The organism is Pelagicoccus sp. SDUM812005, from assembly GCF_031127875.1.
Classification (GTDB): domain Bacteria; phylum Verrucomicrobiota; class Verrucomicrobiia; order Opitutales; family Opitutaceae; genus Pelagicoccus.
The window spans coordinates 534,259-559,099 of the sequence record NZ_JARXIA010000001.1; the positions used below are offsets into that span (position 1 = coordinate 534,259).

Annotated in this window: 16 protein-coding genes and 1 tRNA gene; 8 read left to right on the plus strand and 9 right to left on the minus strand. The window is 57.7% G+C overall.

Translation table 11 applies throughout. The features are described from left to right. Window positions 1-8 precede the first annotated feature (8 nt). From QEH57_RS02000 to QEH57_RS02020, 5 genes are all read left to right on the plus strand, one after another. A complete protein-coding gene (locus QEH57_RS02000) occupies window positions 9-1,502 on the plus strand; it encodes a sodium:solute symporter (protein WP_309004994.1) in 1,494 nt (497 codons plus the stop codon). After that, a complete protein-coding gene (locus QEH57_RS02005) occupies window positions 1,499-5,023 on the plus strand; it encodes a glycoside hydrolase family 88 protein (protein WP_309004995.1) in 3,525 nt (1,174 codons plus the stop codon). Before QEH57_RS02000 ends, QEH57_RS02005 begins: the two co-directional genes overlap by 4 nt. A gap of 19 nt (window positions 5,024-5,042) precedes the next feature. Next, window positions 5,043-9,059: an exo-alpha-sialidase gene (locus tag QEH57_RS02010; protein WP_309004996.1), complete on the plus strand. Its 4,017-nt coding sequence runs from the start codon at window positions 5,043-5,045 to the stop codon at window positions 9,057-9,059. Window positions 9,060-9,162: 103 nt separating this feature from the next. Beyond that, entirely contained in the window at window positions 9,163-11,784 is a 2,622-nt protein-coding gene (locus tag QEH57_RS02015) for a family 78 glycoside hydrolase catalytic domain (RefSeq protein ID WP_309004997.1), read from the plus strand. A 107-nt stretch (window positions 11,785-11,891) separates the two neighbouring features. Beyond that, on the plus strand, window positions 11,892-16,244 hold the full coding sequence (locus QEH57_RS02020) for a family 78 glycoside hydrolase catalytic domain (RefSeq protein ID WP_309004998.1): 4,353 nt from the start codon (window positions 11,892-11,894) through the stop codon (window positions 16,242-16,244). A 103-nt stretch (window positions 16,245-16,347) separates the two neighbouring features. On the opposite strand, the gene QEH57_RS02025 is transcribed toward QEH57_RS02020, so the two are convergent. Next, a tRNA-Lys gene (locus QEH57_RS02025) sits at window positions 16,348-16,423 on the minus strand. Window positions 16,424-16,791: 368 nt separating this feature from the next. On the opposite strand from QEH57_RS02025, the gene QEH57_RS02030 reads away from it, so the two are divergent. Then, entirely contained in the window at window positions 16,792-17,394 is a 603-nt protein-coding gene (locus QEH57_RS02030; RefSeq protein WP_309004999.1) for a sigma-70 family RNA polymerase sigma factor, read from the plus strand. Next, on the plus strand, window positions 17,391-18,125 hold the full coding sequence (locus QEH57_RS02035) for a hypothetical protein (protein WP_309005000.1): 735 nt from the start codon (window positions 17,391-17,393) through the stop codon (window positions 18,123-18,125). The genes QEH57_RS02030 and QEH57_RS02035 overlap by 4 nt, the downstream gene beginning before the upstream one ends. Window positions 18,126-18,230: 105 nt before the next feature. Here QEH57_RS02035 and ruvA read toward each other — a convergent pair whose 3' ends face one another. Genes ruvA through dapA form a run of 3 tightly spaced genes read right to left on the minus strand, consistent with a single transcriptional unit; the run spans window position 18,231 to window position 20,483 of the window. Beyond that, window positions 18,231-18,851: a Holliday junction branch migration protein RuvA gene (ruvA, locus tag QEH57_RS02040; RefSeq protein WP_309005001.1), complete on the minus strand. Its 621-nt coding sequence runs from the start codon at window positions 18,849-18,851 to the stop codon at window positions 18,231-18,233. Between the two features lie 9 nt (window positions 18,852-18,860). After that, complete coding sequence (gene dapB / locus QEH57_RS02045) at window positions 18,861-19,592, minus strand: 4-hydroxy-tetrahydrodipicolinate reductase (RefSeq protein ID WP_309005002.1); 732 nt, start codon at window positions 19,590-19,592, stop codon at window positions 18,861-18,863. 9 nt (window positions 19,593-19,601) lie between these two features. Then, a complete protein-coding gene (dapA, locus tag QEH57_RS02050; RefSeq protein ID WP_309005003.1) occupies window positions 19,602-20,483 on the minus strand; it encodes a 4-hydroxy-tetrahydrodipicolinate synthase in 882 nt (293 codons plus the stop codon). A 131-nt stretch (window positions 20,484-20,614) separates the two neighbouring features. Between dapA and QEH57_RS02055 the strand changes: the two genes are divergently transcribed. Continuing rightward, on the plus strand, window positions 20,615-21,718 hold the full coding sequence (locus QEH57_RS02055; protein ID WP_309005004.1) for a PilT/PilU family type 4a pilus ATPase: 1,104 nt from the start codon (window positions 20,615-20,617) through the stop codon (window positions 21,716-21,718). Window positions 21,719-21,740: 22 nt separating this feature from the next. Here the strand turns inward: QEH57_RS02055 and QEH57_RS02060 are convergent, their stop codons facing one another. The 5 genes from QEH57_RS02060 to thiS all read right to left on the minus strand — a co-directional run bounded on the left by QEH57_RS02060 (window position 21,741) and on the right by thiS (window position 24,810). Beyond that, entirely contained in the window at window positions 21,741-22,139 is a 399-nt protein-coding gene (locus QEH57_RS02060; protein WP_309005005.1) for a hypothetical protein, read from the minus strand. A 58-nt stretch (window positions 22,140-22,197) separates the two neighbouring features. Then, window positions 22,198-23,253 carry a glutamyl-tRNA reductase gene (gene hemA / locus QEH57_RS02065; RefSeq protein ID WP_309005006.1) on the minus strand — a complete coding sequence of 352 codons (1,056 nt, stop codon included), beginning with the start codon at window positions 23,251-23,253 and terminating at the stop codon, window positions 22,198-22,200. Beyond that, window positions 23,250-24,128 carry a cytochrome c biogenesis protein CcsA gene (ccsA, locus tag QEH57_RS02070; protein WP_309005007.1) on the minus strand — a complete coding sequence of 293 codons (879 nt, stop codon included), beginning with the start codon at window positions 24,126-24,128 and terminating at the stop codon, window positions 23,250-23,252. The genes hemA and ccsA overlap by 4 nt, the downstream gene beginning before the upstream one ends. Before the next feature lie 85 nt (window positions 24,129-24,213). After that, window positions 24,214-24,606, minus strand: a complete 393-nt coding sequence (locus QEH57_RS02075) for an ApaG domain (protein WP_309005008.1) — start codon at window positions 24,604-24,606, stop codon at window positions 24,214-24,216. Window positions 24,607-24,609: 3 nt separating this feature from the next. Next, a complete protein-coding gene (gene thiS, locus QEH57_RS02080; RefSeq protein ID WP_309005009.1) occupies window positions 24,610-24,810 on the minus strand; it encodes a sulfur carrier protein ThiS in 201 nt (66 codons plus the stop codon). Window positions 24,811-24,841: the final 31 nt, after the last annotated feature.

Below are 24,841 nucleotides of genomic sequence, written 5' to 3' on the forward strand. Positions count from 1 at the left end.
AGTACCCCATGCATTCGCAATTTAGCAGTCTAGACGTCGCGGTTCTCGCCGTTTACTTCGTCGCCATCCTCGGCGTCGGTTATGGCTTTCGCAAGAAGAGTTCCAGCGTGGAAGGCTTCACGGCGGCCAATCGCAGTCTTCCCGGGTGGTTGACTGGCTTGTCCATTTTGGGCACCTACGTTAGCAGTATCAGCTTTTTGGCGATTCCCGGAAAGGCGTATGCGGCTGACTGGAATTCCTTTGTATTCAGTTTGAGCTTACCCTTGGCGACGCTGATCGCGATTCGTTGGTTTCTGCCTTTCTATCGCAACAGTACATCCGTGTCGGCTTACGAGCATCTGGAGGAACGCTTCGGTGTGTGGGCGCGTACCTATGCGAGTAGTTGTTATCTGCTTACGCAAATGGCTCGCATGGGAACGGTCATGTATTTGATGGCGCTTCCGCTGAACGTCCTTCTAGGCTGGGATATTCATTACATCATCATTGGTACGGGGATTTGCGTTACGGCTTACACCTTCCTCGGCGGTTTGGTGGCCGTGATTTGGACCGATGCGATTCAAACGATTATTTTGATCGTTGGAGCCCTCGTTTGCGGAGCGATCATGGTTTTCTCGCTGCCGGGGGGAGTGGGAGAGTTGTTCGCAGTGGCAGGGGAGTCGGAGAAGTTCAGCCTGGGCGACTATGGCTTCAGCTTAACGGAGTCGTCCTTTTGGGTGGTGCTGGTTTACGGCTTGGTGATCAACCTGCAGAATTTTGGCATCGACCAGAACTACGTGCAGCGCTACGTGGCGTCCAAGTCCGACGCGGAAGCGCGTAAGAGCCTTTGGGTGGGCGGGGCGACGTATTTGCCGGTTTCCGCGATCTTCTTTTTCTTGGGCACGGCCTTGTTCGCTTACTACAAAGCGTTTCCGGATTTGTTGCCCGCGGCTTATTTCGATCCCCAGCACGCGGACAAGGTGTTTCCGCACTTCATTGTAGCGGCCTTGCCCAGCGGGGTGACGGGACTGCTGATCGCGGCGGTCTTCGCGGCTGCGATGAGTACGGTTTCCACCAGCTTGAATTCGTCGGCCACCATCGTGCTCAACGACTACTACAAGCGATTCAGGAATCCGGAGGCGGACGAGGCTTCCAGCATGCGTTTCCTGCATGGGACCACCATCGTGTGGGGAATTCTGGGGACGGGTATGGCTTTGGCCATGACCCAGGTAAAGAGCGCTTTGGATGCGTGGTGGAGTTTGGCCGGGATCTTCGGGGGCGGCACGCTGGGACTTTTCCTGTTTGGCATGATCGCGCGCCAGGCCAAGAACGCGGCAGCGGTTGCCGGCGTTTCCGTGGGCGTGTTGTTGATCGTTTGGATGTCGCTGTCCTTGCGAGAAGGCTTGTTGCCAGAAGGCGTCCAGAGCCCGTTCCACAGTAACTTAATAATAGTGTTTGGCACCGCTACCATTCTCTTGGTGGGCGGTTTGGTGAGCCTGTTGATTGGAAAGAAGACTTTGAAATGATGATTGGATTAAGGGAACTTAGCGTTAGCTCTCTGTTGGTGCTGTCCACTTGGGCAAGCGGGCAGGGAGCGGAGGAAAGCCTTTGGTATAACGAGCCTGCGGTTCATTGGACGGAGGCCTTGCCCGTGGGTAATGGTAGCCTGGGTGCCATGATCTACGGCGGCTTGGCAGAGGAACACCTGCAGTTCAACGAGGATACGCTGTGGAACGGCAATCCCCACGAGTACCAGCACGAGGGCGCGTCGGAAGTACTGCCGACTTTGAGACGCTTGCTGGAAGAGGGGAAGCAGGACGAAGCGGAGGAGTTGGCTAACGAGCGCTTCATGAGCGTGCCCCTGCGTCAGAAGTGGTACCAGCCCATGGGGGATTTGTTTCTTGTTTTCCCCGGTCACGAAGCCGCTACGGACTATCGCCGAGAGCTCGATCTTTCGGAGGGTATCGCACGGGTTCGCTACCAGGTAGGAAACGTTGAATACAAGCGCGAAACCTTCTCCAGCTATCCCGATCAAGTGATCGTGCAACGGCTGAGCGCGAGCCAGGCGAAGGCTTTGAACTTCACGCTACGCTTCGCGACTGAGCATCCCGATAGCCAGATCGAGGCGGTCGGAAAAGATAGCCTTCTGCTCACCGGGCAAGTGGACGACCTGACCAATGAGCGCATGAGCGAAGAGCAATCCGCCTACTTCCGCGAGTTGTATCCGGATAATGGATTGCGCTTCGCGAGTAAGGTGACCGTGCTGCTGGAAGGCGGCAAGATCAGGCGCAAGGGAAAGCAGCTCGAGATTCGTCAAGCTGATGCGGCAACCTTGATCTTAAGCGGAGCGACTTCCTTTGTTAACTTTCAGGACATTTCTGGCGACCCGGTGGCTCGAGTGGACGAACGGGTGAAGTCGGCTTTAACGAAGGACTACGCTGTTTTGCTCGCTGACCACAGGGAAGATTTTTCGTCGCTCTTCGATCGGATGTCGATCGATCTCGGCACGACGGCGAATAGCGGGCTAAGTACTTACGATCGGCTGCGAGCGGAGGATCGCTCGCAAGATCCAGGTTTGGTGGCATTGCTTTTCAACTACGGGCGCTACCTCTTGATTTCAAGTAGCCGTCCCGGATCGCAAGCGGCGAACTTGCAAGGGATATGGAACGACCAGGTGCGTCCGCCCTGGGGAAGCAAGTACACGATGAACATCAATGCGGAGATGAACTACTGGCCTGCAGAAGTAGCGAATCTGAGCGAAACAGCGGAACCCTTCTTCGATATGATCGACGATCTGGTGATAAGCGGTCGCAAGACGGCTAAGACTCACTACGACGCGGACGGCTGGGTGCTGCATCACAATACGGATCTCTGGAGGGGCACGGCGCCCATAAATAATTCCAACCACGGTATTTGGCCGACGGGCGGAGCCTGGCTTTGTTACCACCTTTGGGAGCGGTATTTGTTTACGGGTGACGAAACGTTTCTGAAGGAGCGGGCTTATCCGATCATGAAGGAGGCGGCGGAGTTTTTCGTCGATTATCTCTACGAGGATCCAAATAGCGGATACTTGATCAGCGGACCTTCGAATTCTCCCGAGCACGGAGGTCTGGTGATGGGGCCGACGATGGACCATCAGATCATTCGCAGCCTGTTCGATGCGGTTTCGCGTGCGGCGGAGATTTTGGATACGGATGCCGACTTTGCGCGGGAGCTGGATGCCTTGGCAGCCAGAATCGCTCCCAACCGAATCGGACGTTTAGGCCAACTGCAGGAATGGATGGAGGACGTTGACGATCCGGATAACCGTCATCGTCACGTATCCCACCTCTGGGGCGTCTTTCCCGGCCGGGAGATTAATACGCGTACGCCGGACTTGCTGGATGCCTCCAAAAAATCGCTTGAGATGCGTGGCGACGGAGGAACGGGGTGGTCGCTCGGTTGGAAGATTAACCTTTGGGCTCGTCTGCAGGATGGAGATCACGCCCTGAAGATCATCCACAATCAATTGAACCTCGTCGATCCCGGACATGGAGGAAAAGGCGGAGGAGGCGTGTATCCAAACTTGTTTGACGCGCATCCGCCTTTCCAGATCGACGGCAACTTTGCTGCAACTGCGGGCGTTTGCGAGATGCTCGTGCAGAGCCACGATTACGCTTCGGCGAAGGAAAAGCGTCGGGAAATCGTATTGTTGCCCGCATTGCCTTCGAGTTGGAAGACGGGCTCGATACGCGGGGTAAGAGCCCGGGGCGGTTTCGAGCTGGATATCGAGTGGCAGGATGGAGTATTGAAGAGCCTGGCCATACGGAGCGAAAAGGGTGGTGAAGCCCGTTTGCGTTACGGCAATCGCGTCGTGGACGTAAAGCTGAAGGCAGGGGAGTCAGCTTGTTTCGGGCGCTCCTTGAGAAAGGGGGCGGCTTACGCTGGGGGAAAGTCGCCGCTGGAATTGTCGCAATGGATGATGGATTCCACTTCGGAGCGCTTCAAGACCTGGGTGCCAGCGGGGAAGACGGTCTACTCTGCTTGGGATTATGGGCTGGGCATGTTGGCGGTTGCCAACGTGGAGCTGTTTCGAGCGAGCGGGGACGGAAAGTGGCTCGACTATGCGGAGGAAATCATTCGTCCCAACCTGTTAGAAGATGGCCGCATTCGCGGTTACGAGCTAGAAAAGTATAACATCGACATGGTGAAGCCCGGAAGCGCCATGCTCGACTTGTATGGAATTTCTGGTGACTCGGTTTATCAGAAGCCCATCGCGACCTTGCGGGTACAGCTAAGCAAGCAACCGAGAACCAGCGAGGGCGGCTTTTGGCACAAGGAGAAGTATCCGTGGCAAATGTGGTTGGATGGGCTCTTCATGGGAGCTCCTTTCCTGGCCCAGTATGCGAGTGTCTTCGATGATGCGGGAGCCTTTGACGAGGTGGTGCAGCAGTTTGTCCTGATGGACCAATACGCTTACGATGAAAGAGCGAAGCTGCACTACCACGCTTGGGACGAAAAGCGGCAGCAGCCTTGGGCTAATCCAGAGACTGGACTTTCGGCAAACTTCTGGTCCCGCTCCATTGGTTGGTACGGGATGGGATTGGTGGATGTTCTCGATTACTTGCCCGAATCTCACAAGGGACGCGCCCGATTGACCGAAATCCTTGAACGTTGGGCAGAGGGCGTTGTTTTGTACCAGGATGTGGATACGGGGCTTTGGTGGCAGGTGACGGATCTTCCGAATCGGGAAGGGAATTACCTCGAAGGTACGGCTTCGAGTATGTTTGTTTTCACCTTGGCCAAGGCGGTGAATCAGGGATACCTGGAGCGCGGACGCTATGACGCGGTAATTCGCAAAGGTTGGGAGGGGATCCAAAGAGAACTTTTGGACGTCGACTCCGGGGAGCTGCAACTGGCCCAATGCTGTCGCGTAGCGGGCTTGAGCGACACGAGGGATGGCTCCTTCGACTACTATTTGAGCGAGCCCGTTATTTTCAACGATCTGAAAGGGGTTGGTCCCTTCATTCGAGCCGGCGTGGCGCTCGAAACCTATTTTAAGAACTAAGGCAAAGAGGATTTAGATTATGAATACAAAGAGATTTCTAGCAAGAGGTCGCCGTTGGGCGGCTGCAATGGGAGTAGTCCTTGCGAGCGTCACTCAGAGCGTGAGTGGAGCAGTGGATGTTCCCGATAGGCTGTCATTGGACGGAGATTGGAAATTCAAGTTTGCTGCGGACAAGAAGGAAGCGGATGCCTACCGCTGGTTTTTCGAGGAAGGCTACGACTACAGCGATTGGGATACGATAAAGGTTCCCTCGCATTGGAGCATGCTAGGCTACGAGGATCCCTCGTGGGTAAATGGCAGCGAAGCGGAAGGCTTCTATTTCAAGACATTCGTCGCTCCTGAAAACGTGAGCGAACTACGGGCTTTTCTGAAATTCGACGGGGCTTGGGTTTCCACGGAAGTTTGGGTGAATGGAGAAGGTATGGGCCGGCATGACAGCGGTTTCACTGCGTTTTCCTACGATATCAGCAACAAGCTGAAAGCCGGAGAAGAGAATGTAATTGCGGTACGGGTACGCCAGCAGATCGAGGGCGAACTCTTCAAGTTCGATGCCAACGACGATTGGGCCCTGGCGGGGATCTATCGGAGCGTCTACATCGATTACAAGCCCAAGGCTCTATTCATCGAGCGTGTGCAAGTGGAAACCGATTTGGACGATCTGTTCATCGATGCGGATCTCAATCTCGATGTCTTTGTGCAGCGCAACGACAAGGGCGACTACTTCGCGCCCGGGCCTCCCTTCGATGTGGTAGCGACTTTATCCACGCTAGAGGGCGAGGTTGTGCTCCGCAAAAGCTACGAAGCCTCGGTGATGGGACGGCACAACGGCCGCCAAGTGAGTTTGTCGCTGTTAGTAGATAAGCCCGCTCTCTGGACGGCGGAAACGCCGAACCTTTACCAGTTGAAGGTTGAGGTCGTGCAAGACGGCGAGGTGAAGGATAGCTGGAACGATCGCATCGGATTTCGCGAGGTTTCCACGGACGGCGGCATCCTGAGGATAAACGGGCAAGCGGTGAAGCTACGCGGCGTGGCCAGTCACGACCTTTGGCCCGATGTGGGACGGGCGACTACTCGCGAACATTGGATACGCGACATCGAGCTCATGAAGGCGGCCAATATCAATACGGTGCGCATGGCTCATTATCCGCATGCGGAAGGCTTCGTGCGCTTGTGCGACGAATACGGGCTCTATTTGCTGGACGAGATCCCCCTCGGGTTTGGGGGCGATCGCATGGGCAATCCTATCTTCGCGGCAGGCTCTTACTTGCGCATCCATGAGACGATAGAGCGGGACCGCAATCGTCCCTCTGTCATTATTTGGGACTTTGGTAACGAAGATCCGTTTTCAGCGCTGCACCTCACCGGTTTGAAAGCCATCAAGGGGCTCGACGATACCCGTCCCGTGCTCATGCCCTTCCGTCATTCGCAGGACTTGCCGGAGGAAGTCGATATCCTCGCTCCTCACTACTGGACGGCGGAAGCCTACGACAAGCTGGCAAGCGAAGCGCGTCGCCCCATCGTATCCACTGAGTACACACACGCGATCGGACCCAACGACTTCGGGGAAATGGAACAGCGTTGGAAAGCTCTCACCCAGCATGGAGCCGGCGCGGGAGCCATGATTTGGCTTTGGGCGAACGAGGGGCTTTTGCGGGAAGTGGGAGACCGGGAGGTCGCGGATCCAATGAAGGACAAGGACAAATACAGCCGTACCGGCGGAGAGCTGGTCCTGGACAAGTACGTTGGACGCGGCGAAAAGAAGATTCTCGATTCGCACGGGAATTATGGTTCGGACGGTATCGTCGATGCGGACCGCTTGCCGCAGCGCGACTACTTCGAGGCGAAGGCGGTTTATGCGCCGGTGCAGGTCCTGGTCGAATCAGCTAGCGTCGCAGTCGGGGATTCGGTCTATCGTATCCCGGTAAACAATGGTTTCGACTTTTTGGATCTCTCCACGGTCCGCTTTGATTGGGCAATCTATCGGGAGAATCAAAAGCTGGAGAGCGGAACGGCTACCTTAGAAGCGGAGCCGCACCGCACGGTTGACCTGAAGCTCCCAGCGGCTTCGGTGGACTTGGAGAGGCCCGGCGCCTACTACGCCGTGATCAAGGTGTTGCGGGAGAACGGCAGCGAGATGGCGGAATACGGTGTACGGCTGGGCGGCGAAAGCCCAGCCGTCGACCATGCGATTGCAGCTGCGGGCCCGCTTGCGGTTTCCGAGAATGCTGGCGAGTTAATCGTATCCAACGATACGGTACGCTACGCTTTCGATCGTTCGAAAGGAATTATCGATTCTATCGAAGTTGAGGGAATGCAAGTGGTGGAAGATTCCAGCTTCACGGTTTGGCGAGAGGCTACTTTTGCGGAGCGTAATCGCTTGGACAAGCGCAAGGATGGGTATCCATGGGAATCCTATATGAGCGATTTGGAAGCCAAGGCCCTGTCCTGGAAGGTCGAAAAAAGCGCTAATGGCGTCTCTGTGCTTACTGCGGTTGAGCATCGCTACGACGAGAAGAACGCAGTGGAGGTCGACTACCGCTATGAGATCGACGAGAACGGTGTGCTGGAGCTTTCCTACGCGGCGCGTCCACGGATGGATCACGATTGGATCCCGGAAATCGGAGTATCGCTCAAGCTCGTAGACGAGCCAGCTAACGTGGAGTGGCAAGGTCTTGGAATCTTGGATACGACTCCTGGCAAAACGGCGGCGGCCCGCTTCGGTCAGTGGATCGCTCCGGTCTTCAGCAAGGAAGCGCGCGGACACAAGACTGGTATCGATTGGGCGCGAATCGCCTTTGGCGACGGCATCGGCTTTTACGCCGACCAGATGCCAGCTTTCCGCCTCGACGGAGTCTACGGTGAAGGCAGCAAGCTGCACCTCCTGTCGCAAGTGGCGGGCTCCTGGGTGAAAAACGGTCCAGCTGAACGCGAAGAGTGGAATATCCCGGTGAACGAAAAGTCTGAATACAAGGGCTCGTTCCGTTTGGTCCCAACCGCGAAAGATCCAGCCATCGCGGCGGAAGCGGAAGCGGTGATCGATCACCCAGCGGTCCTTTCCTCGCAGTTCATCAACGAAAGCAAGACCTATAAGGAATGCCATGCTTCTTCGATCATCGACCTCGGCAAGGGGAAGTTGCTGGCGACTTGGTTTGGTGGAACCAAGGAACGCAATCCGGATGTCGGCATATGGGTCGCCCGTTTCGAGAACGGCGAGTGGCAGGATGCGGTTGAAGTTGCGAACGGGGTACAGGAAGACGGCAGTCGGCTGCCCTCGTGGAATCCCGTTTTGTTCCAGCCGGAGGGGGGACCGATCTATCTGTTCTATAAGATTGGGCCCAACCCGCGCGAGTGGTGGGGCTTGTATCGCACCTCGAAGAATGGAGGCAAATCCTGGAGCGAAGAGGTTCGCCTGGAGGGAGAGCTGTTGGGGCCGATTAAGAACAAGCCGGTAGTGCTCTCCAACGGAGATTGGCTGGCGCCATCCAGCACGGAGGCGACCTACGACGGATGGCGGGCCCATTTCGAACGTTCCCGCGACCAAGGCAAGACCTGGGAAATGATCGGTCCCATCCACCCCGGCACGCACGGCGAGGAGTTTGACTCGATCCAAGGAAGCGTTCTCGATCATGGAGACGGAGTGCTGCAGGTGCTTTGCCGTACCAAGCAAGGTTATCTATCCACCTCCTGGTCCTATGACAACGGCGAGAGCTGGACGCCGACGCGCGCGTCTTCCTTGCCCAATACCGGATCGGGGACGGACGCGGTGACTTTGGCGGACGGTCGTCACTTGCTTATCTACAACCGCACTTCTGGTCCTCCCGAGCGACCGGGGAAGGGAGTGCGCTACCCGATCGATTTGGCGGTTTCCACGGATGGCGTGAATTGGACGCACGTGTTGACGTTAGAAACGGAGCCGCGTGGTGCTGGGTACGCGTATCCTGCGATTATTCAAGGCAAGGACGGACGTATTCACGTGACCTATACGTGGGATCGTAAGTTGATAAAGCACGTCGTCCTCGACGCAGAAAAGCTATAGCCTGCAGATGCGTTACCGAAGGCAATCTTTCCTAACGTTCATTGCGTCCGCTTGCTTCCTGGGGGCTTGCCACTTTGCGGGGGCCAAGCTCGATCCGGTTTCCTTGAAATGTGAATACGGAATCGAGCCGATGGGAGTCGATACGCAACGCCCCCGTCTCTCCTGGGCTTTAGAGGGCCAAGGGCGTGGCTTGCAGCAGTCCGCCTACCAGGTTCTGGTAGCTTCGTGCTTGGAAATGCTCGAGCCAGGAAAGGCGGACTTGTGGGACAGCGGCCGTGTTGCGGAGCGGGGCAGCTCTCAAATCGAGTACCGAGGAAAGCCTTTGTCGAGTGGCCAGACCGTCTTTTGGAAAGTTCGGGCCTGGGACCAGGCAGAGGAGGTTTCTGGCTGGAGCGATGCCTCGCGTTGGACGACTGGTTTGCTTTCAGGGGACGAGTGGCAGGCGCAGTGGATAGGGCATCCGGAACGGGTACCGAACACCTTGCTGCGGCGGGAGTTCGAACTGAAGCCGGGACTGGAGCGAGCTTTCGCTTTCGTGACGGGGCTGGGCCAGTACGAGCTTTTTGTGAATGGCCGGAAGTCTGGCGACGATGTGTTGTCGCCCGGCTGGACGGATTACGAGGAAACGATTCTTTACGATACGCGGGATGTTACCGAGCTTTTGCAGGAGGGGGAAAACGCAATTGGAATCTCTCTGGGTAATGGAATGTACCACGTGGAGCGGGTGCCGGGGCGTTTCTCCAAATTTGTTGGGTCCTTCGGGAAGCAAAAGGCGGTCCTGCAATTGCGTTTTGAATACAGCGATGGGTCGGTGGATTGGTTGTTGAGCGACCCAAGCTGGCAGGCGAAAGCAGGGCCGATTACCTTTTCGAACATCTATTCGGGCGAGGACTATGACGCGCGGCTGTTCGAGCCCGGTTGGAGCCAGCCCCGTTTTTCAGGCGAAGGCTGGCTGGCGGCGGTGCCGATGGAAGGCGGCTACAATCAGTTGAAGGGCTTCACGGGGAGCAGCGAGACGATCGAGGTCATCGAAACGCGCGATCCGCTTGAAACGCGAACCCTGAGCGGTGAGGGAGCTGTCCTATACGATTTCGGGCAAAACGCGTCCTACTTTCCGCGGTTGCGAATTTCCGGGCCGGCAGGCAGCAAGGTACGTCTCATTCCTGGCGAGGTTTTGTATCCAGATGGGCGCATCACGCGGGCCAGTATGGGCGGGATGCATCGCGGCAGCGCCTGGTGGGAATATACCAAGGCGACGGACGAGGTAGAGGAGTGGAGGCCGCAGTTTTATTACCAAGGTTATCGCTATTTGCAGACCCAGGCTTTTCCGGCGGTGGGGGCTGAAGCCCTACCCGTTATCGAGGAATTGAAGAGCGAGGTTGTTCACTCCATCGCCGCGGTTACGGGAGAATTCGAGACTTCGGATCCTTTGTTGAATCGTATCCGGGATTTGGTGCGTTGGGCTCAGCGTTCGAACATGGTATCGGTGCTAACCGACTGTCCGCATCGAGAAAAGCTCGGTTGGCTGGAACAATATCATTTGAACGGGCCTGCGATCCGCTACGAGTTCGATATGGCTCGCATGTACACGAAAGGCATGGCCGATATGGCGGATGCTCAGACGGAAGAGGGATTGGTTCCGAATATCGCTCCCGAGTACGTGAAATTCAAGAATACCTTTCGGGCAGCGGCAGAGTGGGGCGCAGCCTATATTCTCGTGGCGTGGCAGCAGTATCAGTTTCTTGGTGACAAGCGCTTGATCGAAACGCACTGGGATAAAATGGAGCGCTATTTCGCTTACCTGCAGAGCAAGGTGGACGAGGATGGGATCCTGTCGGAAGGCCTTGGCGATTGGTATGACATCGGTCCGGCCAATGTTAGCCGATCCGAGTTGACGCTCCCTCCTCGCACGGCGACCGCTTTTTATTTCTATGATGCGAAAGCGCTTTCGCAGATGGCAGAGGTCTTGGGCGATAGGAAGTCGGCTAGGGACTATGCGAGAAAGGCGGAAAAGATTCGCGAGGATTATAACGCTGCCTTTTTCGACGAGACGCGACAGTGCTACGATCCGGAGTCCCAGTGCGCGAACGCCTTGCCTTGGGTGCTGGGGATTGCTCCGGAAGGAAGTCGAGAGGGAATTCGTAAGGCGCTTCTGGAGGATTTGGAAAAGCGCGATTATGCGATGACGGCGGGCGACGTAGGGTTTCGCTACTTGCTATTGGCGCTCTCCGAACTCGGCGAGCAGGAGGCCGTTTACAGGATCATTAGCAGGGACTCAGCTCCAGGTTACGCTTATGTCTTGGATCAGGGAGCCACGGCTTTGACTGAATCGTGGTTCGCCAGTCCGACCAGTTCCAACAACCACTTTATGTTGGGACAAGTGACGGAGTGGTACTATCGCTACCTGTTGGGAATCGACAACGCAGAGGGATCTGTAGGATTTGACCGGATACGCATCGCTCCCAATCCGGTAGGCGATTTGGAGTGGTGCAAGGGAAGCTATCAATCGCGACATGGGAAGATAGCGGTGGCATGGACCCGCGCGGATGATGCTTTTCGCCTAGAGGTGGAGGTCCCCGTGAATGCGACCGCGGAGGTTGTCTTGCCGACGCGCGAGCTTTCGAGCGTGTCGGCGGATGTCGAGCTCAGGCTATTGCGAATGGAGGGCGATTTCCCCGTTTATTCGATCGGGTCGGGGCGGTATGTCTTTTCCTGTGCCTATTGAGGCGGGCTTAATTTGATGGTGGTGGATTTATGGATCGATTAGTTTCCAATACCTTGCGACTGGCGTGTCTGTGCTCTGTCCTTGTTTTTTGTGGAGCGCTACGGTTGTTGGCGGCAGATTTGGACTGGTTGCCGGATGGATTCCCGGAACCCAACGAGTCCCAGTTGTGCCAGCGGTCTTATTTGACCGAAACGATGGGAGCTGCGGTGTTGTCGGCGGCAGCGAAGGAGTTCGATACGCGGGAGAAATGGGATGCGTATCGGGATTTGGTGAGGCGTAAGATTTTGCAAGGGGCGGGGCTCGATCCCTTGCCGCGGCGAACGGCGCTCCAGCCGATGATTCACTCACGTCGTGAGTACGATGGATACAGCGTCGAGAATGTTGCGATCGAAACGGTTCCAGGCTTTTGGGCGACAGGTAATCTCTTTCGCCCGCTGAATCCACAAGTAAAGGTGCCAGGGATATTGAATACGCATGGCCATGCAGGGCGCGTTGAACGGCCGGAGCAATGGGCTCGGTACGGTCGCTTCCATGAACAAAACCAGATTCGGGCCGCGGCTCTAGCCAAGATGGGGGCAGTCGTCTTTAGCATCGATATGTTTGCCTATGCGGACGGGATTCCGCAAGTCGGCGTGGACGCCCATGGTAGCGAAGTGGCGATGCGTATCCAACTTTGGAATGCGATTCGGGCCTTGGACTTTTTGGAGTCATTGCCGGAGGTCGATTCCACACGTTTGGGCGTAACCGGTTATTCGGGAGGTGGAACCCAAGCCTTCTTGTTGTCGGGAGTCGACGATCGCGTGGCAGCGACGGCGCCGGTTGCCATGGTCTCGTCCTATTTCTTTGGAGGCTGCCCCTGCGAGAGCGGAAGGCCGGTGCACCGCAGCGAGGAGCATTTTGCGAGCAATGCGATGATCGCTGCCATGGCTGCCCCTAAGTCGCAGATCCTCATTTCCGACGGCGGAGACTGGACGAAGAATACGCCAGAGGTCGAGTATCCATTTCTTCAGCGCATCTATTCGCTCTATGGGGCGCAGGAACAGGTGTCGAATGTGCACCTTCCCGACGAAGGGCATAACTATGGTCCGAATAAGCGGAAAGCGATGTATCCGTTTTTTGCTGAAGCGTTCGGTTTGGACCTTTCGGCGATTCTGAACGGAGGCGGGGAGATTGAGGAAGCGGGAATCGTCGTCGAAACGCCTGATCGGTTACGCGTGTTTAACGAGGCCCATCGCGTTCCGGTAGGGGCGCTGCGGTCTGCGGAAGCCGTGGGGAGAGCGCTCGATCGACTGCAGCCACGAAGCGTTGACCTGAGCATATACGATTTGCGCACGGATGATCGGGTTGATCCTTTGGGAATTGATTCGGTCGCGCCTCGGCTTTCCTGGAAGCTGGAGAGCCGTCGCCGCAACGTGAAGCAGCGGGCGTATCGCATTTTGGTCGCTTCGGATAGGGCGTCGCTGGAACCGGGCAAAGCGGATCTGTGGGATAGCGGAAAGGTTTTCTCAAACGAACAGTATGGGATAGGCTATGAAGGGGAAGCTCTGGATTCCGGGCAGCAGGTTTATTGGTCGGTGAAGGTGTGGGACGATGCAGGCTTGGCTACGGATTGGGCAACTGCTGCTACTTGGACCTCGGGCGCACTCGACGGCGAGGCTTGGGGCGAAGCGAAATGGGTGACGCACCCAAGATGGCTGGAAGAGAAGCGAGACCATTTAGGGTATCGTTCGCGGAGCGCGGAATCGGTGGATACGCCAAAATGGATCGAAATCGATCTCGGTAAAGCGTATGCGGTGGATGAGGTCGTATTGCACGCCTTGCGGCATACGGTTGCGGAACGGCTTGGTTTTCCAACCGAGTTCAAGGTGGCGCTCTCGGAGGATGCAGCGTTCTCGGAACCGTATTTGGTAGCCGACTACACGCTGCCGCCTCACACCAACAAGTGGTTCACCCAGCATCGTTTCGAGTTGGAGGAACCTCAGTTGGCGCGTTACTTTCGGATGGACGTGCCGAAATTGCGGGAGCTCGACGGTGAGATTTGCTTGGCTCTCAGTCAGATCGAGATTCGTAGCGGTGGCAGGAATGTCGCCTTGGGGGCAAAGGTAAGCGCCAGCGACAGCAAGGAGGAAGGCCTTTGGTCAGCGTCGGCCCTAGTGGATGGGAAAGGCGTTCCGGGAAGCAATACGCTGGGAACGAAGACGATTCGATTGCGTCGCGAGTTCGAGGCGCGAGGCGGCGTCAGGCGGGCGTTGATGCACCTTACCGGACTGGGTCAGTACGTCTTGCATATCAACGGCCGCCGCGTGGGACAAGAGCGTTTGAGTCCTGGTTGGACGGATACGGATGAAACGGTGCTTTACGATACGCGGGAGGTTAGCGCTTTTCTAAACAGCGGACCGAACGCGATCGGTATCGAGCTCGCGAGCGGCATGTACAGCGTTTCGCATCCGGAAGGTCGATACACCAAGTTTGTAGGTCGCTTTCGCCCTTTGAAGGCGATCGTGTCGTTGAGTATCGAATACGAAGACGGTTCGATGCAGGAGTTGGTTACGGACGAGAATTGGAGATGCAGCGTAGGTCCCACGGTTTACAGCCATATTTATGGAGGCGAAGATTTCGATGCCCGACTGGACGAAGCGGGGTGGTCCTCGCTCGGATTTGCGGGAGATTCCTGGGAGGCAGTTTCGTTTGCTGCAGCTCCGAAGGGTAGATTGAGAGGCGCTTCCCACGCAGCTCCACCGCTGTCAGGGCATGAGACGCTCAAGCCTGTGGCGGTGGTTGAATTGAAGGAAGGCGTGTCGGTCTATGACTTCGGTCAAAACGCGTCCCTGATGCCAGAGATTCAAGTGAAAGGCGAAGCTGGCTCGGCGGTCCGCTTGATCCCTGGCGAATTGCTGCGCGAGGATGGGAGCGTATACCGAGGCTCGTCTGCCCACGGCGGGAAAGACGCGTACTGGCAATATACCTTGGGAGGACAGGGAAAGCTTGAGGGCTGGCGTCCCGAGTTCTTTTATCACGGAGCCCGCTATTTGCAGGTGGAGCGGGTTGGCGCCGTTCCTGGAGGGAGCCTTCCGGAGCTAGTGCGTATTGAGAGTGTGGTGACGCATTCCAGTTCCGAACAGGTTGGCCATTTCGCTTGTTCCAGCGACTTGTTCAATCGGACGCGAAGCCTGATCCGTTGGGCCCAGCGAAGCAACATGGTGAGCGTCTTGACGGATTGTCCGCATCGGGAGCGCTTGGGGTGGATGGAACAGTACCACCTGAACGGTCCTTCGCTGCGCTACGAGTTCGATGTGAACAGCCTATTTCGCAAGAGCTTCGGGGATATGGTGGATTCCCAAACGGAGGCAGGCTTGGTCCCGAACGTTTCCCCAGAGTTTATAACCTTTGACGGAGCGTTTCGCGATTCTCCCGAATGGGGAAGCGCGTTGATCCTGGCTTCCTGGCAACAGTATTTATGGACGGGTGACTTGAGCGTTTTCCAGGAGCATTACGATTCGATGCGAGCTTACGTCTCGTATTTGGGGAGCAAGGCTGCGGGAAGGTTGCTGAGCCACGGACTGGGCGACTGGTACGATCTTGGACCCGGGCGGCCTGGATTTTCGCAGTTGACGCCTATTTCGCTCTCGGCCTCGGCAATCTACTATGAGGATGTCGCGACCTTGGCGAAGATCGTCCGATTGCTCGGAAAGGAGGAGGAGACGAAGAGTTTGGAGGCGTTGGCCTCGGAAATTAAAGTTGCCTTCAATCAGGCCCACTTCGACCAGGAAGCGGGCAACTATGGAGCCAGCAGCCAGGCCGGCAACGCGATGGCCTATGTGCTCGGCTTGGTTCCGGAGGGGTACGAGACCTCGGTGATGGAGACGATCGTATCCGATATTCGGGCACGAGGAAACGGATTCACGGCTGGGGACGTGGGGCACCGCTATCTACTTCTGGCCCTTTCCAAGGCCGGGCGTTCGGATGTGATTTTCGACATGCACCACCAGTCGGATCGCCCGGGATACGGAATGCAGCTGGCGAAGGGGGCGACGAGTCTGACCGAAGCCTGGGATGCGGACCGGCATTCTTCGCACAACCACTTCATGCTTGGACACATTATGGAGTGGTTCTACGCGGGTTTGGCGGGGATCGGGCCCGACGAAGCCCAAGCGGGTTTCAGGAAGGTTCGCGTGAAGCCACAGCCGATCGAGGGAATCGAGTGGGCGGAAGCGCGTTTCGAGGGCGTACGAGGGCCCATCGAGCTTCGTTGGAGGAAGGAGGGGGAGACTTTCGAGCTAGCCCTATCCGTGCCGGCGAACTGTGAGGCAAGCGTCGATTTGCCGTTGGCCGGAGCGGGGATCGTTTCGGTAAATGGTGTCGCTCTGCGGGAGGCTGAGGGCGTCGAAGTAGGGGAGCGGAAGGCAACACGCCAGACGGTGTCGGTCGGATCCGGGATCTGGCGCTTCCAGGCTCGCTAGGCGGGGCAATTTCCGCTTCTTGGGTCGCGGGGGGCTGCTGGAGGGGGCGAAGGTGTCGGTACGCAAAAAAGCCCCTGCAAGTCAGCGACTTGCAGGGGCTTTTTGGTAGGCCGACTGGGACTCGAACCCAGAACCAATTGCTTAAAAGGCAACTGCTCTACCGATTGAGCTATCGACCCATCAGCGCCCAGTGGGCGTTCGGAAGGTGGGGAATACAGGATGTGCTTCGGGGGATGGCAAGTCCTAATTTACAAGTTTCCGGAGTTGCGGTGGAACTCGTCCGCAGCTAGGTTTTTGTCTCTTAATTAGAGCAACCGAGCGCGCCGTTTGCGCGTATATGTCTTTCAGAACGAGTCCGTTCGCTCCAAATCCGCGAGCGGCTCGAAATTGGATCAAAATTTAAAAACGTGGGATGTTTCCTCCGATCCGCTGAGGGACAGTGGTCAGGGACGTTAAGTTCCTGTAAAGGAGGGTGTAATAAAAATTGGAAGAAAGGGAAAAAATGGGAACAATTGCTGGTCAAGAACGTCCCAAAGCGACAACTGCTATGTCAACTAAAGCTCAAGAAGTCGCCTTAGACAAAGCGCTGGTAGCGCGTTTCAAGGCCGGAGACGAATCGGCCTTCGAAGAAATGGTTTCTCGATACTGGGATCGCATTTATGCGATGGTTCACAAGCTCCTGCGTAATACCCAAGACGCGGAAGAGGTTACCCAAGACGCGTTTATCCGAGCCCATCGCGGTTTGGAGAACTTTCGCGGGGACTCGAGCTTTTCGACCTGGCTCTACCAGATCGCGACGAATCTCGCCCGCAACCGCTACTGGTACTGGTGGCGCCGCAAGCGGGACAAATCGATCTCCTTCGATCAGCCGATCGCTTCGGAGTCGTCCACGACTCTGGCGGAGGTTTTTCCTGCGGACGTGGAGTCGCCGGAGGACATCGCTATCACGAACGAGTTCAAGGATCGGGTGGCCGCTGCCATGAAGCTTCTCAACGAGAAGCATCGTGAAGCCTTGGTCATGCGAAATGTCAAGAATCTCACCTACGAAGAAATTGCGGATCGCTTGCAAATCAGCATCGGAACCGTCAAAAGCAGAATCGCCCGTGCTCGCGAAAGCCTTCGCGAGAAGATGGGACACGAACTTTTATGAACAAGCAGAGCTTCATCGAGCGCCTGAACCTTCACCTGGACGAGGAGTTGTCTCCCGAGGAGTCCGAGGAGCTTCTAGCGGAAATTCGCGTTAACCCAGAGTACCACCGGATCTACATCCAGTACTGTCAGCTTTTCAACGCGTGTTCCCAGCTCGGCGACAAGTTTTCGGAGCCCAAGCCGGTCGGCCAGTGGCGCCAGAGGGTTTACGCTTATGGAGGCATGGCGGCAGCGGTGGCTTTGCTGTTGCTGGCGGCCCGCAACCTTTCTCCGATGCTCGAGGGCTTGGACGGCGAGTTGGCAATGGCTGCGCCGACTTCCCATAGCGTGAACTCCGATTTTTCGGAGCCGCTGCGGGTGATGGACGTGAACGACTTGAACGGCCGCACCGTTCTGTTGGGGGATAACCTCGTTCCGGTTTCCTTCGATTTGGACAGCGCCTTCGACCAAGGCGGCAAGCCTCACAACTTCGGCAGCGAAGCGGACGTGAAGTTCGCGAGTTTCACGGTAGTGCAGGACAAGCAGATCGAGGATGTCTGGAGGAAGCGATCCTTCACCTTCGGCGACGCGGTCGAGACCTCTACTTTCGCTCACGAGGAGTTGAGCTTGAAGGACGCTGCGGACGCGAGCTTCACGGTTCAATCGGTGGGCTCGGCTTTCGACAGCGAAGGCGAAAACGTTCGCTACGATTTCGGGAAAGCCGCGGCTACGAAGGCAGTTTCCAAGCCGTAGGTTGTATCCAATCATTTAAGACAGCAGCTATCCACTGTTGCCGTTAAGACGCAGGCTGAGACGCCTGCGTTTTTTTTTGCGCCTACTGCGCGGCGAGAGAACGCCTTATCCGAGGGCGGCTTTGATGAGAGCTTCGGTTGAGGCGTTGGGGCCGAGGGCGTCGACGGCTTTGCCGACGGCCTTGGTGGCGTCGCTCTGCTTGTAGCCAAGGGCGAGCAGGGCGAGGACCGCGTCGTCGGTGTGGTTGACGCCGGCCTTGGCGGCTGCGTTGGCGTCGGTGACCATGCCTTGCAGGGCAGGAGAGCTCGAAGCGTGGGCGAAGGAGCTAAGCTTGTCCTTGAGTTCGATGATGACGCGCTCGGCGGTTTTCTTGCCGATGCCGGGTGTCTTGGCCAGCAGCACGGCGTCTTCGTTGCCGATGGCGGAGAGGAGCGAGGGCAGTTCCAGCTTGCTCATCATGCTGATGCCGACCTTCGGGCCGACGCCCGAAACCTTTTCGATGAGGAGCTGGAAGAAGTTTCGCTCGTCTTCGCTGGCGAATCCATAGAGGGCTTGGGAGTCCTCGCGGTAGACCGCGTGGGTATGCAGCCTAACCTTTTCCCCGTTAGGGGGCAGCTTGGCTGCGGTGGAAACGGGAATGTTTACCAAGTAGCCGAGCCCTCCCGCGTTGATGATGGCGGTAAGGGGCGTAGCTCGCTCCAGTATTCCCTCTATGGATACGATCATAGGCGTGCGTTAAGCGAGGCCGAGGACTTCGCGTATGCCGTAGATGCCGGGCTTCTTTCCCACGGACCAGGCTGCGGCCCGTACAGCTCCGCGAGCGAAGATGGCTCGGCTGGAGGCTTTATGGGTGAGCTCAACGCGCTCGCCGACGTCGGAAAAGATTACGGTGTGGTCGCCTACCACGTCGCCGCCGCGCAGGGAGTGCATGCCGACTTCGCGCTGGGTGCGCTCGCCGGTGATGCCTTCGCGTCCATGGCGCAGGTCGTCGTGGTTGAGCCCGCGCGGCTCCAGTACGGAGTCGGCTAGCATGAGAGCGGTACCGCTGGGTGCGTCCTTCTTGAGGCGGTGATGCATTTCCACGATCTCGGCGTTGTAGTCGAGGGGGAGGATGTCGGCCGCCTTTTCTACGAGGTAGCAAAGCAGGTTGACGCCGATGGAGAAGTTGCCGGCCCAAACGGTTGCCGTCTTGGCGGCGATTTCGAGGAGCTTGGCGCGTTCTTCCTGGCTGTGGCCGGTGGTGCCGCAGACGACTGGCTTGCCGAGTTCGGCTGCCAAGCTGAAAACGGATTCCGTGACGGTGTGGTAGGAAAAGTCGATGACCGCGTCGGCGGCTTCCATGCCGGCGCGCAGGTCGTCGCCTTGATCGACTTTAGCGACGACGGTGTGTCCGGCTTCTTCGGTCGCTTCAGCGATAGCTTGGCCCATGCGCCCCTTGGCGCCAACGATGCAAATCTTGAGTGACATGGTGTGTTCCTACGCTTGAGCGGTCAGTTCTGCCTGCAAGGCATCGAAGATTGAGAGGACGAGCTCCTTGTTTTCGGGCTGCAGCTCACAGAGCGGCAGGCGTACGCGCCCTGTTTCGAAGAGGCCGGCCTTCACCATGCATGCCTTTACGGGCACGGGATTGGGTTCGATGAAGAGGTTCTTGAAAAGCGGATTCAGCTTTTGGTGCCAGGCGCTTGCGGTCTTGAGGTCGCCGGCGAGGGAAGCCCTGACGAGAGCCACGACTTCTGCGGGGATCACGTTGGAGGCGACCGAGATCACGCCTTCGGCTCCGGCGCTGATGAAGGGCAAGGTGAGGCTGTCGTCGCCGCTGAGGACCACGAGGTCGTCGCCCATGGCCTTCTTCAAGTCGTCCACGCGCTCGACGCTGCCGCCGGCTTCCTTGATGTGGTTGACGTGTGGATACTTGGAGAGGAGGCGTTCGACGGTTGCCACGTCGATCTGGATGCCGCAGCGGCCGGGGATCGAGTAGAGCACGATCGGACGGTCGGTGGCTTCGGCGATGGCGGAGAAATGGCGGAAGAGTCCCTCTTGGCTCGGCTTGTTGTAGTAGGGCGCTACGTGCAGGAAGCCGGAGGCTCCGGCTTCGTGGGCGAACTTTGTGAGGGAAACGGCTTCGCGGGTAGCGTTCGAGCCGGCGCCTGCGATCACAGGTACGCGTCCGGCTGCGGTTTGGATGGTGAGCTCGACGACGCGCTGGTGCTCGTCGTGGCTCAGGGTTGGGCACTCGCCGGTGGTTCCCACGGGTACGAGCGCGTCGATTCCAGCCTGGATTTGGGCTTCGACCAATTTTTTCAGATCGGCCTCGGCTAAAGACCCGTCTCCGAGGAAAGGGGTCGCTAGTGCGGTCATTGATCCGGTATACTTTTGTGCGCTCATAATTCGAAAGTGAAGGATTCGAGTTCCAAGCCGATTTATAAGGGCGGTCAACCCTATACCTGTGGCGAGGCCCTTTTCTCCAACGCAATTCCCACTTTCGAAAAATGGCATCTGAAATCTTCGACGAACTTCTCTATCTTGCTGTGGACAACGGCGCTTCCGACATCGTGGTCAAGAGCGACAAGCCCGGATATCTCCGCTTGCACGGCAACCTCGAGCCGGTGGAAATGCCGCCGATCGACGGCGAAACAGTGTTGGCTTTCGTGGACGACAACGTGCCGAGCAACTACAAGGAGAATTGGGAGATGGAGGGGCAGGTCGACTTCGCCTACTTCCTGGAGCGGGCGGGACGTTTCCGCGTGAATGCGTTCCTGCAGCGCGGCACCGTGAGCATCGTCTTCCGCCACATTAAGAGCAAGATTCCGAATTTCGAGGATCTTGCTCTGGATCAAGACGTTCTGTTGAACCTTGCCCAGAAGAAGGACGGTATCGTCTTCGTTTGCGGGGCCACCGGCTCCGGCAAGTCTACGACCTTGGCCTGCCTCTTGAACTGGATCAACCACAACATGGACAAGCATGTGGTGACGCTGGAGGACCCGATCGAGTTTAACTTCATCGATTCGAAGTCCGTCTTCCAGCAGCGCGAGGTGGGGATCGACGCTCCGAGTTTCCAGAAGGCCCTGAAGGCGGTTTTGCGTCAGAATCCGGACATGATCTTGATCGGGGAAATGCGCGACAAGGAGACCTTCGAGACGGCCCTGGCGGCGGCGGAAACGGGTCACCTCGTTTTCACGACCTTGCACGCGGCCAGCGCCCAGCAGGCGATCACGCGGCTTTTCGAGTATTTCCCGGCGGAGCAGCACCAGCTGGTGCAGCGTAAGTTGTCCGAAACCTTACGTGGTATCATCGTGCAAAAGCTTTTGCCGAACCTGGAAGGGGATGGTCGCGTGCCGGCTCAGGAGATTTTGATCGGCGACTCGGTGGTGCGCACGACGATCCGGGAAGGTCGTTTCGACAAGGTGGGAACCTTGCTGGACGTATCGGCGGACAGCGGTTCGCGCTCCTTCAACAAGGAGCTCTCCCGCCTGATCAAGGAAGGTAAGATCAGCAAGAAGACCGGCATGAAGAATTCGCCGAACCCGCAGGCTCTGGATATGAACCTGAAGGGGATCTACTTGAGCGATTCGAACCGGATCCTGGGGAACTAGATTCCCCTTCGCTACGCGGGCGCTAGAGCTCGAAGGCGGAGCGGACTTCCTTGAGGAAGGCGGCTTCCTTGGTGTCGGTGCCGTCCGACTTGAGCACGTTGTCGAGGGCATCGATGGCGGTGACCTTCTTTTCGTCGAGGCGTTCGGCGATGCTGGCGAGGTATTCGGCCTTTAGGGTGGCGTTGCCTTTGGCGTCGCGAGCGCGGTTGATGGCGGACTCGACGTAGAGCACGGAGGAGTCGGGGCCGCCCCAATTCGCGTTCTTGAGCTCGTCTTCCACCTTTTTCTCTTCGACGAGGGAAATGTGGTTATCGACGTAGATCGAAAGGTAGAGCAAGTCGACGAGCGCCTCTTGCTGGCTTTGGCTCCAAGTGGAGGTTTCTTCTGGTTTTGCGGGGAAGAGAAAGGAGAATAGGGACATGGTTGGGCAGTGTGCTTATCGTTGTTGACTAAGCAATACCCGAAGTCGGCGGTCCGCGTTACGCTTGTTTTTGCTCGTACTCGCGGCGCTTGAGGATGGCGTTCCAGATGAACTCGGACTTTTGGGCGGCGATGGCGGTTGCGTCGACCACGGCTTGCTTTCGCTGGGCGAGGTTTTCGTCGGCGATGGTGGCGAGGTCGTCCAGATTGTAGAGGAAGATGTTGTCGAAGTCTTCGCAGCATTGCTCGATATTGCGGGGGAGGCCGAGGTCGATGAGGAAGAGGGGGCGGCCCTTGCGTCGGGCGAAGCAGTTTTTGACGATCTTGCGAGTGATGACGGCTTCTTCCGCGCCGACGGAGGCAATGACGATGTCATACTCCGGCAAATACGTTTCCAGGTCTTGCAAGAGTCGCGGGGTGCCTCCCCATTCCTGGGCGACTGCTTCGGCTCGGGCTTGGCTGCGGCTGGCGATGCCGAAGGTCTTGGCTCCGCGGCTGCGCAGGGCCTTGACGGTCTTTTCTCCGATCTCGCCGGTCCCGAGGGAAAGGGCGGCGGCGGAGTTGAGTTCGCCGAAGATCTTGCCCGCGAGGTCGACCGCGACGTTGGCGATATTGATTTGCCCTTCGCCTACGCTGGTCGAATTGCGGATCAGCTTGGCCGCCTGGAAGCCTTTTTGGAATACGCGGTTGATGGTTTTACCTGCGTATCCGTTGTCTTGGGACACGGCGTAGGCCGCTTTGACTTGGCCGAAGATTTCCGCTTCTCCGGTGATCTGAGAGCGGAGGCCGGCGGAGACTTCGATGAGGTGCTGCACGGCCTCGCGTCCGGAGCGCAGGTGAAGGTGTTGCTCGAGTTCGGCGATTTCGACTCCGTAGGACTTGGCGAGCTCTTGCAGGACGAAGCGTTCGCTGGCCTCGCTGGCGCATTCGGTGTAGAGCTCGAAGCGGTTGCAGGTGTTGAGGATCAGCGACTCGGAGATCTGCGGGTTCGCGTGGAGCTGGGCGTAGAGGGCCTCGACTTTTGCGTCGTCCAGCGAATAGCGCTCGCGCACCTCGAGGGGGGCGATTTCGTGGTTGATGCTGATGACTGTAAAGGAGTCGTGCTGACGGCTCATGAGACCTCTGCAGGCGGGGCTGGGGCTAGGTCAGCTTGCGGGCTGGTGGTTTTGGTGCTGCGGTTGACCGCGGCCAGCGAGAGCAGGGCGGCGAGGAATATTCCGATGCAGGCCCAAGCGAATTTCTTGGAGGAAAGGGCAAACTTTTGTCGTAGGGTTAGGGTCACGGCGTAGGCGATCCAGACGGCGATGGTGGCGGCTAGTTTTACCGCGAGCACGGAATCGAGGTCCTCGATGAAGTACTTGTATCCGATCGCCAAGGACACGGTGAGGATGGCGAAGCCCATGATGAGCAGGCGGCGGTTAATGTGGACGAGCTCGACGATGGAGGGAAGGAAGGGAAAAAGGCCGCCGACGACCTTCTTGGTTTTGAGGCTGCGGCTCTGCAGCAGGTACATGGCGGAGGTCAGGGTGAGGACGCCGAATACGCCGTAGCTGAAGAGGGCGAGGGCCGCGTGGGTTTCGATCCAAGGGGAATCGCCGAAGATGGGCTCCCGGCTAGGGTTGTCCCAGTGGGAGAAGACCAGCGAGAGGATGGAGAAGACGCAGGCGAAGCCGGAGGTGAAGACGCCGAGGAGGCTGACGCGGAAGGCGGGTCCGACGAAGATGTAGATGGCGATGGCGGACCAGACCATGAACTGGACCAGTTCGAACTGGTTGGAGAGGGGGCAACCTCCGTATTGGAGTCCGCGGGCGTAGAGGCCGATGGTTTGCAGGATCCAGCCGAAGGTGACAAGTCCGAGGATGTAGGGCCGCCCGGTTTTGCGGCGGAGCTTGAGGGCGGAGTAGCTGCCGAGAACGAAGGTCGACGCGAAAACGACGGTTGCGACCCAGATCCATTGCTTATCGGCGAGGCCGAATAGGATGTTGTTCATAGTTTCGGTGGAAGGTGTTTGGCGGCGGAGGGTCGATCTTCGGAGAGCGAATCAGGAGGTCAAGCGGTTCCCGCTCGCGGCCGGTTCAGGTGGCGTCCGGTATGGTGAGGTCGAAAGGCGGTATGAGGCAGTGGATCTTGTGGCCGTACTCGTCCTGGCCATGGAAGCTGCCGCGGGCGGTGGCGTTGCAGGAGCCGATGTGGAAGCTGTTGTAGGAGAAGTGTTCGCCCGGCACGAGCTCCGGTTCTTCGCCAACGATCTTGTCGCCTTCGACCACGAGGGTTTCACCCAGCTCGTCGTGGATGATCCACTTGCGTCCGAGCAGGGTGACGGTGCGGTCGGAGTTGTTTTCGATGGTGATGAAGTAGATGAAGACGTGCGGCGTTTCCGGCGGCACGTTGGGGCCGCCGTATTGGTAGCGGAGGTCGTCGAGGCGTACGACGAGGCCGTCGAGTTCTTCGGAGGGGCTGCTTTGCATGGGTCAGCCTCCGGCTACGATCTTAACGATTTCGAGGGTGTCGCCGTCTTCGAGGACCACGTCGGCGGTTTCGCTGGGAGAGAGGGCTTGTTTGTTTCGCTCCACGATGACGAGGCCGACCGTGAGGTTGATGGATTCGAGGAAGGCGGGCAGCGGGGTGCCGGGCTCGAGGTCGAATTTTTTTCCGTTGGCGGTGATGGTCATGGGAAGGATGTAGCGAAAGGTTTTGCGGGCG

Excerpts from the sequence above, each read along its gene's own strand:
- QEH57_RS02000 (WP_309004994.1), top strand. The coding sequence starts at position 9 with ATGCATTCGCAATTTAGCAGTCTAGACGTCGCGGTTCTCGCCGTTTAC.
- QEH57_RS02005 (WP_309004995.1), top strand. The coding sequence starts at position 1,499 with ATGATGATTGGATTAAGGGAACTTAGCGTTAGCTCTCTGTTGGTGCTG.
- QEH57_RS02010 (WP_309004996.1), top strand. The coding sequence starts at position 5,043 with ATGAATACAAAGAGATTTCTAGCAAGAGGTCGCCGTTGGGCGGCTGCA.
- QEH57_RS02030 (WP_309004999.1), top strand. The coding sequence starts at position 16,792 with ATGTCAACTAAAGCTCAAGAAGTCGCCTTAGACAAAGCGCTGGTAGCG.
- QEH57_RS02035 (WP_309005000.1), top strand. The coding sequence starts at position 17,391 with ATGAACAAGCAGAGCTTCATCGAGCGCCTGAACCTTCACCTGGACGAG.
- ruvA (WP_309005001.1), bottom strand. The coding sequence starts at position 18,851 with ATGATCGTATCCATAGAGGGAATACTGGAGCGAGCTACGCCCCTTACC.
- dapB (WP_309005002.1), bottom strand. The coding sequence starts at position 19,592 with ATGTCACTCAAGATTTGCATCGTTGGCGCCAAGGGGCGCATGGGCCAA.
- dapA (WP_309005003.1), bottom strand. The coding sequence starts at position 20,483 with ATGACCGCACTAGCGACCCCTTTCCTCGGAGACGGGTCTTTAGCCGAG.
- QEH57_RS02055 (WP_309005004.1), top strand. The coding sequence starts at position 20,615 with ATGGCATCTGAAATCTTCGACGAACTTCTCTATCTTGCTGTGGACAAC.
- QEH57_RS02060 (WP_309005005.1), bottom strand. The coding sequence starts at position 22,139 with ATGTCCCTATTCTCCTTTCTCTTCCCCGCAAAACCAGAAGAAACCTCC.
- hemA (WP_309005006.1), bottom strand. The coding sequence starts at position 23,253 with ATGAGCCGTCAGCACGACTCCTTTACAGTCATCAGCATCAACCACGAA.
- ccsA (WP_309005007.1), bottom strand. The coding sequence starts at position 24,128 with ATGAACAACATCCTATTCGGCCTCGCCGATAAGCAATGGATCTGGGTC.
- QEH57_RS02075 (WP_309005008.1), bottom strand. The coding sequence starts at position 24,606 with ATGCAAAGCAGCCCCTCCGAAGAACTCGACGGCCTCGTCGTACGCCTC.
- thiS (WP_309005009.1), bottom strand. The coding sequence starts at position 24,810 with ATGACCATCACCGCCAACGGAAAAAAATTCGACCTCGAGCCCGGCACC.